This window comes from Pseudomonas sp. REB1044, from assembly GCF_038813925.1.
GTDB lineage: Bacteria > Pseudomonadota > Gammaproteobacteria > Pseudomonadales > Pseudomonadaceae > Aquipseudomonas > Aquipseudomonas boreofloridensis.
Window position 1 is genome coordinate 2,902,835 of record NZ_CP046139.1, and the last position, 14,729, is coordinate 2,917,563.

General features: G+C 62.9%; 12 protein-coding genes, 1 pseudogene and 1 riboswitch. Of the genes and pseudogenes, 11 read left to right on the forward strand and 2 right to left on the reverse strand.

Going from position 1 to position 14,729, the window contains the following annotated elements:
- The first annotated feature begins 80 nt into the window (after positions 1-80).
- The 5 genes and pseudogenes from GKC70_RS13195 to GKC70_RS13215 all read left to right on the forward strand — a co-directional run bounded on the left by GKC70_RS13195 (position 81) and on the right by GKC70_RS13215 (position 5,976).
- Positions 81-1,015 (forward strand): annotated as a pseudogene (locus GKC70_RS13195) (LysR substrate-binding domain-containing protein).
- Positions 1,016-1,141: 126 nt separating this feature from the next.
- Positions 1,142-2,389 carry an IS256 family transposase gene (locus GKC70_RS13200; RefSeq protein WP_342648746.1) on the forward strand — a complete coding sequence of 416 codons (1,248 nt, stop codon included), beginning with the start codon at positions 1,142-1,144 and terminating at the stop codon, positions 2,387-2,389.
- A gap of 858 nt (positions 2,390-3,247) precedes the next feature.
- A complete protein-coding gene (locus GKC70_RS13205; RefSeq protein WP_039577318.1) occupies positions 3,248-3,928 on the forward strand; it encodes a response regulator transcription factor in 681 nt (226 codons plus the stop codon).
- Positions 3,906-5,297 carry a HAMP domain-containing sensor histidine kinase gene (locus GKC70_RS13210; RefSeq protein WP_342648900.1) on the forward strand — a complete coding sequence of 464 codons (1,392 nt, stop codon included), beginning with the start codon at positions 3,906-3,908 and terminating at the stop codon, positions 5,295-5,297. The genes GKC70_RS13205 and GKC70_RS13210 overlap by 23 nt, the downstream gene beginning before the upstream one ends.
- A 109-nt stretch (positions 5,298-5,406) precedes the next feature.
- On the forward strand, positions 5,407-5,976 hold the full coding sequence (locus tag GKC70_RS13215) for an N-acetyltransferase (RefSeq protein ID WP_116888083.1): 570 nt from the start codon (positions 5,407-5,409) through the stop codon (positions 5,974-5,976).
- Between the two features lie 67 nt (positions 5,977-6,043).
- Here the strand turns inward: GKC70_RS13215 and GKC70_RS13220 are convergent, their stop codons facing one another.
- Positions 6,044-6,790, reverse strand: coding sequence for an outer membrane beta-barrel protein (locus GKC70_RS13220; RefSeq protein ID WP_342648901.1), 747 nt, complete (start codon positions 6,788-6,790; stop codon positions 6,044-6,046).
- A gap of 157 nt (positions 6,791-6,947) precedes the next feature.
- Positions 6,948-7,173, forward strand: a riboswitch (cobalamin riboswitch).
- 107 nt (positions 7,174-7,280) lie between these two features.
- Between GKC70_RS13220 and GKC70_RS13225 the strand changes: the two genes are divergently transcribed.
- The 3 genes from GKC70_RS13225 to GKC70_RS13235 all read left to right on the forward strand — a co-directional run bounded on the left by GKC70_RS13225 (position 7,281) and on the right by GKC70_RS13235 (position 10,887).
- Positions 7,281-9,410 (forward strand): TonB-dependent receptor, encoded by a 2,130-nt coding sequence (locus GKC70_RS13225; protein WP_342648902.1) that lies wholly within the window; start codon positions 7,281-7,283, stop codon positions 9,408-9,410.
- A 99-nt stretch (positions 9,411-9,509) separates the two neighbouring features.
- On the forward strand, positions 9,510-10,664 hold the full coding sequence (locus GKC70_RS13230) for a DUF1624 domain-containing protein (protein ID WP_342648903.1): 1,155 nt from the start codon (positions 9,510-9,512) through the stop codon (positions 10,662-10,664).
- Positions 10,665-10,731: 67 nt separating this feature from the next.
- Entirely contained in the window at positions 10,732-10,887 is a 156-nt protein-coding gene (locus GKC70_RS13235; protein WP_155290521.1) for a hypothetical protein, read from the forward strand.
- A 19-nt stretch (positions 10,888-10,906) separates the two neighbouring features.
- On the opposite strand, the gene GKC70_RS13240 is transcribed toward GKC70_RS13235, so the two are convergent.
- Positions 10,907-11,191 carry a hypothetical protein gene (locus tag GKC70_RS13240; RefSeq protein WP_342648904.1) on the reverse strand — a complete coding sequence of 95 codons (285 nt, stop codon included), beginning with the start codon at positions 11,189-11,191 and terminating at the stop codon, positions 10,907-10,909.
- Between the two features lie 229 nt (positions 11,192-11,420).
- Between GKC70_RS13240 and GKC70_RS13245 the strand changes: the two genes are divergently transcribed.
- The 3 genes from GKC70_RS13245 (at position 11,421) to GKC70_RS13255 (ending at position 14,725) form a co-directional block, all read left to right on the forward strand.
- Positions 11,421-11,909, forward strand: a complete 489-nt coding sequence (locus GKC70_RS13245; RefSeq protein ID WP_342648905.1) for a hypothetical protein — start codon at positions 11,421-11,423, stop codon at positions 11,907-11,909.
- Between the two features lie 101 nt (positions 11,910-12,010).
- Positions 12,011-13,585: a sensor domain-containing diguanylate cyclase gene (locus GKC70_RS13250; protein ID WP_342648906.1), complete on the forward strand. Its 1,575-nt coding sequence runs from the start codon at positions 12,011-12,013 to the stop codon at positions 13,583-13,585.
- 78 nt (positions 13,586-13,663) lie between these two features.
- Positions 13,664-14,725 (forward strand): UV damage endonuclease UvsE, encoded by a 1,062-nt coding sequence (locus tag GKC70_RS13255; RefSeq protein ID WP_342648907.1) that lies wholly within the window; start codon positions 13,664-13,666, stop codon positions 14,723-14,725.
- Positions 14,726-14,729: the final 4 nt, after the last annotated feature.

Consider the following 14,729-nt stretch of genomic DNA (forward strand, 5'->3'; position numbering starts at 1 on the left):
GCTTGTATGAGTAATACTGACGCGCGAGTCGCAGCATGACCAACGAAACTTTCTACACAAGCCATTAGCAGGACTAAACGATGAAAGGCCAATTGAATGGTCAGGTGTTCGTCTGGCTTCACGTGTTTGCCTGCGCAGCCCGGCACTTGTCGTTCACCCGATGCGCCGAAGAGCTGCACATCACGCCCGGCGCGGTCAGCCAGCAGATGCGCCAGCTCGAGGAGCGCTTGGGGTTTGCGCTGTTCCTGCGGCGCGCCCGGGGGTGGATCTGACCGCTGAAGGTCAGCGACTGGCGCTGACGGTTGCCGAAGCCTATGGCAGCATCGAGGCCGAACTGTTGCGCCTGGACGCAGGCGAGATCCGTGGCACCCTGCGCTTGCGTTCGATTCCCTCATTCTTGGCCAAATGGCTCACGCCGCGCCTGCCGCGCTTCCAGCAGCGCTATCCGGACATCGAACTGCGCTTGGTGGCCGAGGACAGTAAACAGGCGCTCAACGAAGGTGACTTCGACCTGGCCATCGACCTCAATGACGGCAGCTACCCAGGCATGCTCTCAACGCCGTTGCTGGACGAACAGATATTTCCAGTGTGCTCGCCAAGCCTGCTGCGCGGTCGCCCGCCGCTGCACGGGCCGGCGGACCTGGTGCACTATCCGTTGCTGCATGACATCACGGCTTGGCGGGGGAGTTCGGAATACGCGGAGTGGGAGTTCTATCTCGAGGGGATTGGGGCCGGGGGACTGGATGTGCGGCGGGGGCATACGTTCAATCGCAACCATCTCACCATCGAGGCGGCGATTGCCGGGATTGGGGTGGCGATTGCCAGGCGCACGTTGCTCAACGATGAGCTTGAGCGGGGGGCGTTGATCGTGCCGTTTGGGGTGGCCATTCCTAATCACAAGCGGTATGTGCTGCTGTATCCGCCTGGGGGATTGACTCAGCCGGGGGCACGGGCGGTGCATGATTGGCTGGTGGAAGAGGCTCGGGTTTTTCGGGGGGGTGGGGTTTTGCGGTGATCTGGTTTTTTTGCGGGTGGTTTTGATTTGGGGGGCTTATCCGTTGGCTGTGGTGAGGCTGATTCACCTTTTCGGGGTATGTCAGAAATTTTGTGTTCGGGCATAACATGAGCAAGAGGTGCATGTATGCCAACCAAGAAGAAACCCCTGCGTGACCTACCAAAAATCCCCAAGGAGCTGCTCGAGCAGTTCGGTGAGGGCCTGATGACTGCGGAGGCTATCGAAGATGCCTCTGCGGCATTCAAGAAGGCGTTGATCGAACGGGCCTTGAACGCCGAGCTCAGTCACCACCTGGGGTATCTGCCGGGCGCGCAGCGCCCAGAGGATGAAACCAATCAGCGCAATGGCAGGACTGGCAAGACGGTTCTGACTGGAGAGGGGCCGCTGCGGCTGGATATCCCCCGTGATCGAGACGGTAGTTTTGCGCCCATCCTGATTCCCAAGCACGAGCGCCGTTATACCGGTTTCGATGACAAGATCATCGCCATGTATGCCCGAGGCATGACCGTTCGGGAAATTCGCGCATTCCTCTCCGAGCAGTATGGAACGGATGTTTCGCATGACTTCATCAGTTCGGTCACGGCCGAGGTGATGGAGGAAATCGGCGCGTGGCAACAGCGGCCGCTGGAGCCGATGTACCCGGTCATTTTCTTTGATGCACTACGAGTCAAGATTCGCGAAGAAGGCCTTGTGCGCAACAAAGCGATTTACTTGGCGCTGGGCGTTCTACCCGATGGGACGCGCGATATTCTCGGGATCTGGATCGAAAATACCGAAGGTGCGAAGTTCTGGATGAAGGTCTTCAATGACCTCAAGACGCGCGGCGTTGAGGATGTGCTGATCGCCGTCACCGACGGCCTCAAAGGGATGCCAGAGGCGCTAAGCGCCGTGTTTCCGGCCACCACGCTGCAAACATGCATCGTCCACTTGATCCGCAACAGTCTCGATTATGCAGCGTGGGATAAGCGTCGTGATCTGGCCAAAGCGCTCAAGCCGATCTATCAGGCCATCAACGCCGAGGCGGCTGAGCAGGCACTGGATGCCTTTGAAAACGGCCCTTGGGGCAAACAGTACCCAACGGTAGTTGCGGCATGGAGAAGAGCCTGGGATCGAGTGATTCCATTCTTTGTCTTCCCGTCAGGCATTCGAAAAGTGATCTATACGACCAACGCGATCGAAAGCATCAACGCCCAGCTACGCAAGATCATCAAAACGCGTGGTCACTTCCCAACGGATGAGGCCGCCACCAAGCTGATCTGGCTGGGGCTGCGGAACATCACGGCAAACTGGGGCTCAGCGGCCCATGACTGGAAAAATGCGATGAATCAATTCGCGATGCTGTACGGAGATCGATTTATCAGGCCGACCTGGTAAAAGCATGGCCAGCCTGACGGCAGGCCGTTATCGGCCCGCACACAAAAAATCTGACACTCTCCCTTTTCGCCCTTACGGCGACCCCCTTTTTTCTTGGAAAAAAGGGGGGCAAAAACCGCTTGCTCCCGCATACGGCCCCTGCGCTGCGCGCAGGGGTTCCCTCGCGCCGGCGTCGCTCCGGGAGGACCGCGCTTAGGGGCCGTCCTGGCCCCAAGCGCTTGACGGGCATCCATGCCCGTCACCTCCCTGCGCGACGCCTCTGCTCGGCCTCCTGAAGTCGCGGTTGGCGGTGATTGGGCTACCGCGCACTAAGATCAAGATCAACGGCAACGGCAACGGCAACGGCAACGGCAACGGCAACGGCAACGGCGATTCGATCGCGCAGCGCTCCAGAACATCTGCCCCACCGCCCCGCTTCTAAGCGCGCAATCGTGCAGACGCCGCCACTCGCGACCTCAGGAGGCCGAGCAGAGGTGGCATGGAGGGGGTTGACGGGCATGGATGCCCGTCAAGCGCTTGGGGCCATGGATGGCCCCTAAGCGCGGTACCCCCGGAGTGCCACCGGCGCGAGGGAACCCCGCAGCGCAGCGAAGGGGCCGGATGCGGGAGCAAGCGGTTTTTGCCCCCTTTTTTCCAAGAAAAAAGGGGGTCGCCGTAAGGGCGAAAAGGTGAATCAGCCTCACCAAAGCCACCGGATATTCACCCAAACCCAGCAGCAGCAGCAGCAGCAGCCCTCCAAAAAAGGCCAAAGCGCCGAGTTAGCACACCCAACCCCACCCAAGATGAATTTTTCTTAAATTCCTGCTTTTCTATTCTTTGGCACAATCCCTCCATCCACCCGCCGATCAGGTTATTAGCATGCCCCGCGTACTGACCATCGAAGACGACGCCGTCACCGCCCAGGAAATCGTCGCCGAGCTCTCCAGCCACGGCCTGGAAGTCGACTGGGCAGACAACGGCCGCGAAGGCCTGGCCAAAGCCATCGCCGGAGGCTACGACATGATCACCGTCGACCGCATGCTCCCGGAGGTCGATGGCCTGACCATCGTCACCACCCTGCGCAGCTTGAAGATCGCCACCCCCATCCTCATGATCAGCGCCCTCTCGGATGTCGACGAACGCGTGCGCGGCCTGCGTGCCGGCGGTGACGACTACCTGACCAAACCCTTCGCCTCCGATGAAATGGCCGCCCGCGTCGAAGTGCTGTTGCGTCGCAACAGCGTGCCCATGACTCAAACCCGCCTGCAGGTCGCCGACTTGGAGCTGGACCTGATCAGCCACGAAGCCCGCCGCGGCGAAAGCAGCCTCAACCTGCTGCCCACCGAATACAAATTGCTCGAGTTCCTCATGCGCCATTCCGGCCAGGTGATCACCCGGATGATGATCTTCGAAGAAGTCTGGGGCTATCACTTCGACCCCGGCACCAACCTGATCGACGTGCACATCGGCCGCCTGCGCAAGAAAATCGATCCCCCCGGCCAGACGCCCCTGATCCGCACCGTACGGGGCTCCGGCTATGCCATTGCCGAACCCGTCTAAAGGCTGGAGTTCCTCCACCAGCCGCCTGCTGGCGCTGTACAGCTTCCTGTTCGTGGCCTGGAGCAGCATCCTCATGGGCGTGCTGTACTTCGAGGTCACCAGCTACCTGAACAAGCTGACCCGCCACTCGATGCTGCAACGTCAGCACCTGTTCGTGCACATGTCCGGCAAGCAACTCGATGACGCCCTTATCGCCAGCCAGGCCTTCGAAGAGCGCAGCTTCGATGCCTATGGCCTGTTCGATGCACAACTCAATCCGCTGGGCGGGCGCATACGCTCGGTCCCGTCCGAGCTCGCCCTCGATGGCAAGGTCCACGAACTCAAGCGCTGCCTGGACGCCGACGATCCGCACCTGCCGCGAGACAGTTGCGATGCCGTGGGTCTGCGGGTGGCCGATGGCCGCTGGTTGGTCCTGGTGCGCGACAACGGCTCGCTGTTCGTGGTCACGCGGATCATCCTGCACGCGCTGCTGTGGGGTATCTCGCTGACCTTGATCCCAGGCTTCGCGGGCTGGTACCTGCTGCGCAGACGGCCGCTCAAGCGCATTCGTGCGGTGCAGGCCAGCGCTGAGCTGATCGTCGCCGGCGACCTCACCCACCGCTTGCCGCTGTCGGCGCGGCGCGACGAACTGGACATGCTGGCCGCCATCGTCAACGCCATGCTCGACCGCATCGAACGACTGATGCACGAGGTCAAGGGCGTGTGCGACAACATCGCTCACGACCTGCGCACCCCGCTGACCCGCCTGCGCGCCCAGCTCTACCGCATCCGCCAGCAAAGCGGTGCCGACTCCGCCCAGGCCGAGGCCCTCGATCAGGCCATCGGTGAGACCGACACACTCATGGCGCGCTTTCGCGGGCTGCTGCGCATCAGTGAGCTGGAAGACCGCCAACGCCGCGCCGGCTTCGTCGAGCTCGATCCGCACAACCTGCTAGTCGAACTGCACGACTTCTACCTGCCCCTGGCCGAAGACGGCGGTATTCGCCTGACACTGCAACAGCCCGCGCACCTGCCCGCATTGCACGGCGACCGCGAACTGCTGTTCGAGGCCCTGGCCAATCTGGTCGGCAATGCCATCAAGTTCACTCCCGAAGGCGGACAGGTGCGCATCCAGGCCGTGCAGGACGCCGCGGGCGTGCATGTGGCCATCAAGGACAGCGGTCCGGGCATCCCCGAACAGGAACGGACCGCCGTGCTCAAACGCTTCTACCGCAGCGAAGAAGGCCATCGTCATCCAGGCTTCGGCCTCGGGCTGTCGATCGTGGCGGCGATCGTCGACCTGCATGGCTTCACCCTAGAAGTCGGTGACAGCGAATGGGGCGGCGCACGTCTGGTGCTGCATTGCCTACCCGCCGACGCGCGCGCCTAGACCCAGCGTCGGTCTGATGGCCCCTGGCAAGCCTTGGCCCCCTCATCCAGGCTTGCCAGGGGCCAGCCACGCCGCCAGACTTGCCTGCCCAGCCCTGGTAGGAACCCCCATGATCCAGCTCCGCCCCATGACCGCCGAGGACTTCGAGCGCTTCTGGCCGACCTTCCAGCACGTCGTCCAAGCGCGCGAAACCTACGCCTACGACCCGCAACTGACCCAGCAGCAGGCTCGCCAGCTTTGGCTCGACCTGCCGCTGCACACCTACGTGGCCGAGGCCGACGGTCAGTTGCTCGGTTCCTACTATCTCAAGGCCAATGCCGCAGGCCCCGGCGCCCATGTGGGCAACTGCGGCTACATGGTCACCGAGCAGGCGCGCGGGCGCGGCGTGGCCCGGGCGATGTGCGAGCACTCGCAGAAGCTGGCGCGCCAGGAAGGCTTCCTGGCCTTGCAGTTCAATTCGGTGGTGTCGAGCAACGAGGTGGCGGTGGCGCTGTGGCAAAAGCTGGGCTTCGAGATCGTCGGGCGACTGCCCAAGGCCTATCGCCATGCCCACTTGGGACTGGTGGATTGCCTGGTGATGTACAAGTGGTTGGCCGATGAGCCGGTCACGGAAAAACCTGCGCTGTTGATCGGACGCAAGAACATCGAGGCAAAAGTGTCGCGGCGACGCGGTCGGTAAGGGCTGTCGCACAGCCCCTACCGATCACGCACATTGCGCCCCTGCCGGACGGCGGGGGCACGCGGGGTCAGAACGCCAGACCGACCTTCACGCCAAACTCGTCACGCTTGAGCTTGGTGTTGTCGGCAGCCGGCGAATCTTCGTCGATCTTGTATTCGGTACGGGTGTAGTAGAGGCCGGCCTGAATCGGCATGGCGCCTTGCTGGTTCATCAACAGCGACACTTCGGCGTACGGGTTGGTACGGTCCTTCATGTCGACGCTGTCGCTCTCGAAGTCCTCGACCTTCAGACGCGCGCGGCCGTCGATGCTGCGACGAGCGCCCACTTCCACACGCAGGGTGGAGGCGTCGAACTGGTGGTTGTAACCCAGCGCGGCCTTGGCGAACGGCGACTTGTAGGTCAGCTTGGTGTCCAGATCGTTGATCTCGGGTTCGAAGCGGGTCCAGCTGTAGCCGCCACCGATGATCACGTCGACGAAGTTGCGCGCATCCAGCGCGGCGCGCCAGCCCAGGTCCAGGTCAGCCTGAGCTTCCTTGAGCTTGTCGTCGTTTTTCTTGCCGTACTTGGCTTCGGCACCCACTTGGTAAACGAAGCCGGATTCGGCGGTCATCTTGTTGCCAAAGTTGGCGAACACGCCGCCTTGACCCATATGTTCCTTGTCGGAGTCGCTGCCGCCTTCGAATTTGAACTTGTTGTACGAGCCCAGCAGACCGAAGGTGAACAGAGGATCGGTGCTGGGCGCAGCCATCGCTGCCAGAGGCGCGCCGACCAGGGCCAATGCGCAAGCGTGACGCAGCAGTTTTGCAGTAAACATTCGCAGAAGTCTCCATGACTGAATAAATGGGCGAACGGTCGTTTCGAGACAACGTGCACCAGAAAAGTTCGAAAAAAATATGAGAAAAAAGCGTGAATTTGCGGTCTGTCACATCGCCATCCCCTCAAACGATTGACTCGCCCACAGGCAGGTGGTCATATGCGCGCCAGTTTTAGGTGTCCTGCGCCGCCGTGCGCAGGGTGAAACGGGAAGCCGGTGCGTCCATGCGGACAAGTCCGGCGCTGCCCCCGCAACGGTAAGCGAGCGAATCCTTCAACACACCACTGTGTATCGGCATTGCAACCGCAATGCATCGGCATGGGAAGGTGAAGGCTTCACGATCCTCGCAAGCCCGGAGACCGGCCTGAAGCTTCAGTTGGCAAACCCGCGGTGGGCGGGCGCAGGCCGGTGTCCCGCGCTTGCGTGCGGGGCCGCGCGTCTTTGCGTTGTTTCCACCGGGATCCATTCATTCCTGCAACAGTGGAACGACATGTCCCGACACTTCACGCTTCACACCCTGGCCGCCTGCATGGCCGTCTCCTTGCCGTCCCTGGCCGAAACCTCTACCGGCGGCGTGCTCGCACTGCCGGCAACGGCCGTCACTGACACGCTGGAAGAGCCGCGCATCGACCTGGCCACCCCGACCCAGGCCGGCTCGCGCCTGAACCTCAGCGCCTTGGACACCCCGGCCAGCACCAGCAGCCTGACCGCCGAGCAGATCCAGCAGCGCGCCAACCGTACCCTACAGGACGCCGTGACCCGCACGCCGGGCATCACCTCGATCGGCACGCCCGGCAACGGTAACACCGCCCTCTCCGCCCGAGGCTTCACCGGCCACAGCTCGGTGATGACCCTGTTCGACGGCTCGCGCCTGTACACCGGTGCCGGCACCCAGAGTTTTCCGGTCGACCCGTGGATGGTCGAGCGCATCGACGTGATTCGCGGTCCGGCCTCGGTGTTGTACGGCGAAGGTGCCACCGGCGCGGTCATCAATGTGATCCCGAAAAAGCCCCTGGCAGGCGAAGTTCGCAACCACCTGCGCCTGGGCTACGGTTCCTGGGACCGCCAACAGACGGGCCTGGACAGCGGCGGTAGCCTGAGCGAGCGGCTCAGCTACCGGCTGATCCTCGATCAGCAGCAGGGCAATGGCTGGGTTGATCGCACCGATTCGCGCAGCCTCGCGGTGAACGCGGCGCTGCGCTTCGACGCCAGCGACGACCTGAGCTTCACCCTCGCCCACGACCGTGGCGATGACCAGCCGGCGAACTATTTCGGCACCCCGCTGATCGACGGCCGCCTGCACGGCAGCCTGCGCGACAAGAACTACAACATCCGCAACGACGTGCAGCGCTACCACGACGAGTGGACGCGACTGAACACCGACTGGGCCATCAGCGACAGCGTCAGTGCCAGCAACCAGCTGTACTACGTCAAGAGTCGTCGGCACTGGCGCAATGCCGAGGATTACCGCTGGGACCCGGATCGCGACCTGCTGGCCCGGCAGAGCTACCTTGAAATCCGCCACAACCAGGAACAGGTCGGCGACCGCCAGAGCTTGAGTTTCGATCACAGCCTGTTCGGTTTGACCAGCAAGACCGTGGTCGGCGCCGAGTACAACCGGATCCGCTTCAACGTTGACAGCAATTCGCCCTACGACGACCTGCAACCCGGCGACTTCATCGACCCCTGGAGTCCGGCGCCGGGACGTTTCCAGAGCGCCAGCGCGACCCGCCCGCAAACCCTGTCCACGACTCGCACCTTCGCCCTGTTCGCCGAAAACCGCACCCAACTCAGCGAACGCCTATCGCTGGTCACCGGCATCCGCCGCGACCAGAACCATATCGAGCGCGACAACCTGGTGGACGACAGCCGCGTCGATCGCAGCCTGAACGGCGGCAACTGGCGTGCGGGACTGGTGTTCGCGGTCAGCGACGACCTGTCGCTGTACGGCCAGTTTTCGACCAGCGAGGACGGCGTGGGCGACCTGGTCAGCCTCAGTGCCAGCCGTATCGGCTACGACCTCACCGAGTCCAAGCAAACCGAGCTAGGGCTCAAGCAGCGCTTCTGGGAGGGGCGGGGCGAGTGGACCCTGGCGGCGTACCACATCGTCAAGAAGAAGCTGCTGGTGGACGATCCGCTGACCCATGACAAGCAGCAGGCCGGCCAGCAGCGCGCGGACGGGCTGGAAGCCAGCCTGGAGCTGGACCTGGGCCAGCAATGGCAACTGTCGGCTAACGCCGCGGTGGTGCGCGCCCGGTACGACGATTTCGATGAAAGCGTCGATGGCGTGTTCCAGGATCGTGCCGGCAATCGACCGGCCAATGTGCCTCGGCGCACCGCCAATCTGTGGCTGAGCAAAGGCTTCGGCGAGCGCGTCGATGCCGGCGTCGGCCTGCGCTACGTCGATCAGCGTTACGCCGACACTGCGAACCTGGCCAGCGTACCGGGCTATACCGTGATGGACGCCAACCTTGGCTGGCAGGTGCTGCCCGAGGTACGTCTTGGCCTGCAACTGAACAACCTGTTCGACCGCCAGTATGTGGTCGCGGCCCACAGTGGCGAGCAGTGGCTGCTGGGCACGCCGCGGTCGTATTTCGCGACGCTGGACTACCGCTTCTGACGCCGTGCCGCTTCGCTGGCAAAGGTCTGCGAAGCGGCAAGACAACACCACACCGCCAAAAGAAATAAGATAACATCTCGCTTTTTTCAGACTTCCCCCATGCCAAACTCAAACATTCCTGCTACTCGCCTGCACAGCATTGACGCCCTGCGTGGCCTGGTCATGCTGTTCATGCTGCTGGACCACGTGCGCGAGACTTTCCTGTTGCACCGCCAGGTCGGCGACCCGATGGACATCGACACCACGGAGCCTGCGCTGTTCTTCAGCCGCACCCTGGCGCACCTGTGCGCGCCGGTGTTCGTGCTACTGACCGGTCTGAGCGCCTGGCTGTATGGCGAAAAATATCAGGGCCGGGGCGACGTTTCGGCGTTCCTGTTCAAGCGCGGCCTGTTTCTGGTGGTGCTCGAACTGACCTTGGTAAACCTCGCCTGGAGCCTGCAGCTGCCGCCCAGCGTGATCTACCTGCAGGTGATCTGGGCCATCGGCCTGAGCATGATCGCCCTGTCGCTGCTGATCTGGCTGCCACGCCCGATGCTGCTGGCACTGGGTGTGCTCATCGTGGCCGGACACAACCTGCTCGACGGCCTGCATGTCGCCCCCGACTCGCTGTGGCATGCACCCTGGGCGGTGCTGCATGAGCGCAGTTGGCTCGAGGTGGTGCCACAACTGCGCCTGCGCGTCACCTACCCGCTGCTGCCCTGGATCGGCGTGATCGCCCTGGGCTACGGCCTCGGACCCTGGTTCGCGCGCGGCAGCGATGCCGCATCGCGTGCCAGCAAATTGCTGATCGGCGGCTGCGGCGCCTTGTTGGGCTTTGTCGTGTTGCGCGCGATCAATGGTTACGGCGAAGCGGCCTGGCGTGTGCACCCCGACCTCACGCACACCGTCATGAGCCTGCTCAACATCACCAAGTACCCACCCTCGCTGCTGTTCCTGCTGCTCACCCTCGGCATCGGTCTGTTACTGCTGCGCGCGTTCGAGCGCGTGGGTGATACACGCTGGATAACTGTGCTGACGGTGCTGGGCAGCGCGCCGATGTTCTTCTATCTGTTGCACCTTTATGTGCTGAAAGTGCTGTACCTGATCGCCCTCGGCATGTTCGGGCGCAATCACGGCGATTATTTCGGCTTCGGCAGCGTCGGAGACGTCTGGGCGATGACGGTGCTGCTGGCCGTGGCCTTGTATCCGCCAGTGCAGCGTTTCGCCCAGTTCAAGGCGGGGCGCCGCGACATTCGCTGGCTCAAGTACCTGTGAGCCGAGGCGACGGCAGACGGGCGATGAGGTTACCATCGCCCTCCCGCAAACAACCGAGGCCGGTCAGATGAGCAGAATGATTCAATTCCTGGTGGTCGTCGTGCTGTGTACGGCCATCGGCGTGCTGTGCGAACGCTTCGCCGTGAACCAGTACCTGAAGTGGCTGCTGATGGCCTTGCCCGCCATCGTCTGGGTGCGCCTGCGCAATCCACTGAAGGAATGAGACGCGCCGCCCGGCGGCATCAGTACGCGGCGCGGTCGTAGCCTGAACCGTTGGTGGCACGCAGGAACGCGTCGTAGTAGCTGGCCAGATTGCTGCCTTTTTCGTACAGGATGGTGGCGAAGTCGGCCGGGACAATGGAGTCCTGTTCCCACAGCCGGTTCATCTGCCCAGAGCGCAGGTACGGCAGGAAATCCTCGTTGACGCAGTCGCTGCCCAAGTGCGAGCGGCCGAAATACAGGGCCGAGATCAGTGCGATCTGATCGTCAGGCGCCAGGGTCGAGAGAAAGGCTTGCGCGGCCTCCACCGAACGGAAAGGCAGATGCGGGCAATAGCGTCAATCAGTTCGTCGATGTGCATGAAACGCTCCTTTTGAAAGTCGAGCTGCATTAATCCGGCGCACCGCCCTGTGCGTCAAAAACGCGGTGTCGACCAGCACGGCAGCGCTGCCAGTCGATTCTCAAGGACATTTCCCACGCTGTCGTCCGGACTGCCTTGGAGTAGTACACTGTCGAGAACTTACCCGAGCCTCTTCCATGCCCCGCCTGCCGAAACTGCTGCTGCCCCTGCTGCTGCTCGCCGCCCTCACCGCCTGCGACCAGAAACCCACCCGCGAAGAGCGGATCCTGGCCAACCTGCCGCTGCAGCAAGCCTACGACCACAACATCGAGCGCATGGCCCAATTGCTGGCGATGACCCACCCGTCCGTGCCGCAGGACACCATCAAGCAGGTGCTGCGCAAGCACCTGACTGTCGAAGACCAGCGCAACGACCTGTTCAAGCTCTACAGCGAAAAGAACTTCACCGACGCCGAATTCGACAGCATCGTCGCAGCCACCCAGGACCCGGCCAAGGCACGGGCGCTGGGGGAAAGCGAAGAAGGCAAGCGTCTGAGCGAAAAGCTCACCAGGTTGATGCGCGCCACCGCCCAGGACAAGCAGGTCCAGGCACTGGCCGCGCAGCGCATGCAACAGGTGCAGGACGAACTGGCGAACCTCGCAGCGCCCGCCACTGAAGATCGCTGAAGGTCGGCGAGGCATTTTCGCGGCCTATTCGCCACGCCCCATAGCTGCCACCGCACATTCCGAGTAAGGTTATTCCGACCACCCAGTCAGCGAGCCTAGGATTGCCATACGCTAAAAAAGGCCTGCGCATGGATCTGCGCACGCTCATCCTCCTGCTGTCGGCGCTCACCGCCGTTGTGATGCTTCTGAGCAGCTACTTCGCCAGCTACCGAGTGCAGCGCCAGTTGCTCATCGATCACGCGCTGGAGTCCAACCGAGTCTACGCGGCCAAGTTGGCGTCGATTACCGAGCTGTTCATGCAGAACGCACTCAAGCAATTGGCCTTCAGTGCCCACGATTTGCCGCAGGCATTGATCGACGGCACCTCGATGCTGGCCGAAACCGAACGGCTGCTCGCTCAGAGCAACGCGTTCAACTCCACCTTCGTCGTGGACAGCCAAGGCGTGCTGCGCAGCATCTCTCCAGCGCCCTTGCGCGGGATCATCGGCCAGCGCATGGACAGTCCCGGCACTGCCGAGGCGCTGCGGGTCAAACGGGCCATGGTGTCTTCGCCCTTCGTGTCCGCAGCGAACAACCTCATCGTAGTGGCCTCGCAACCCATCTTCAGCGAAGACGGCCGCTACCTGGGATACGTCGGCGGCAGCCTTTACCTGCGCAAGCACAACATTCTGGAGAAACTGCTGGGCGAGCATTTCTACCAGGACGGCTCGTACATCTACGTGGTCGATGCCGAACGCCGCATGCTCTATCACCCTGACCCCAACCGCGTGGGCATGCTGATCGAGACCAACAGCCTGATCAACGAACTGCACAGCCGCGGCAATGGGGTGCAGCAGGTAACCAACAGTTTCGGCGTGGACATGCTCGCCGGCTTCGCCACGGTACCCAGCACCGGCTGGGGTATCGTTGCCCAGCAGCCGTTGACGCAGACCCTGGCGCCCACCAAGCGCTTGATCCTCGATGTAGTGGAAATCTCCGTGCCTCTGGCCCTGCTGGCCGGTATCGCCCTGTGGTGGCTGGCGCTGACCATCACCCGGCCCCTCTGGAAACTGGCCGCAGGCGCGCGCGCATTCGACCGACCCGACACCCTGGAACGTATCCACGGCGTGCGCGCCTGGTACTTCGAGGCCGCCGAGCTCAAGCGCGCCTTGCTGTTCAGCCTGAACTTGCTGCAGGAGCGCATCGGCCGTCTCAATCAAGATGTGCAGACCGATCCGCTGACGGGCCTGGGCAACCGCCGTCGACTGGACTTCACCCTGTCGCTGCTGCAGGCCGACGAGCGCCCGTTCTGCGCCATCGTGCTCGACATCGACCATTTCAAGTGGGTCAACGATCAGCACGGCCACGATGTCGGCGACCAGGTGCTGCGCGCACTGGCCGGCCTCATGCGCACCTGCTGCCGCGAAGGCGACGTACTGTGCCGTACCGGCGGCGAGGAGTTTCTCATGCTGCTGCCAGGTGCCAGCCTGGAAGTCGCGGCCGTGGTGGCCGAGCGCCTGCGACTGGTGGTGCAGGACACGCCCATCGAGCCTGTCGGCGCAGTGACCATTTCCCTGGGAGTGGCGCGTTGGAACGATGGCGTCGACGATCCGACGCAAGCCCTGAGCCATGCCGACCGAGCCCTCTACCTGGCCAAGCACAGCGGGCGCAATCGCGTGCAGGTCAGCGAGAGCTGACCCGCAACCTCAGGGATCGACTGGTCGTGCCGCGCTGTCCTAGACAAAGACCTCCTTGCCCCGCTCAGGACACAGTTCATGCCGCGCCTCGGTTTTGCCTGCCAGTACCGCCATCCCCACCGCGACCAGTCAATCAAGACACTGGAAGCCATCGAACGCGCCTTCAACCCGCGCACCACCACCCTGCGCTGGCTGTCAGGCGCCAGCCAGGAGGCGGCGCGGGCCAAATTGCTGGAACTGGTGGAGCACAACCTCGACGCCCAGTTGCGCCTGCTGGCCCATGTCGCCGAGTTGCCGCCGATGCTGCACATGCTGCGCCTGTCCAGCGACCTGCTGCCGCTGTACAGCCATCCCGACGTCGCCGCGTTCTACCAGGACGCCGACGTGCAAACGCTGTTACAGCAACGCTTCGCTGCCCTCGGCGCCTTCGCCCGTGCCCATGACATCCGCCTTTCGTTTCACCCTGGTCAGTACTGCGTGCTTGGCTCGGACCGTCCCGAGGTGGTCGAGAACAGCCTGGCGGAGTTCGAGTACCACGCCGACATGATCCGCTGGATGGGCTACGGCCAGCGTTTCCAGGATTTCAAATGCAACCTCCACATTGCCGGTCGCCTCGGCGCCGACGGCATCCGCGCCGTATGGCCACGGTTGTCCAGCGAAGCGCGCAACGTCATCACCTTCGAGAACGATGAGAAGACCTACGGCGTCGACGATTGCCTGGGTCTGGCTGACCTCGCGCCGGTGGTGCTCGACATCCATCATTGCTGGATCCACGAGAACGCCTACATCGAACCGCACGCGCCCAGGGTCGCGCAGATCATCGACAGTTGGCGCGGCGTGCGGCCGACCATGCACTACTCGCAACCGCCCGAGCGTCTGCAAGCACTGGGCTTCAGCGCCACCGAGAAACTGACCCTCCCGGCGTTGCTGGAGCACGTGCCCAAGCGTGACCTGTACCAGCACAGCGAGTGCATGTGGAACGACTGGACCAACCGCTATGCACTGCAGTTCATCGATCGTTTCGACATCATGTTCGAAGCCAAGCACAAGAACCTTGCCACCCAGGACTTCTTCGAGCGCTACATACAGGCGCCCCAGACATTGCGACCTCCGGTCGATCCGGTAGCACCCCTGGACTGAGGCG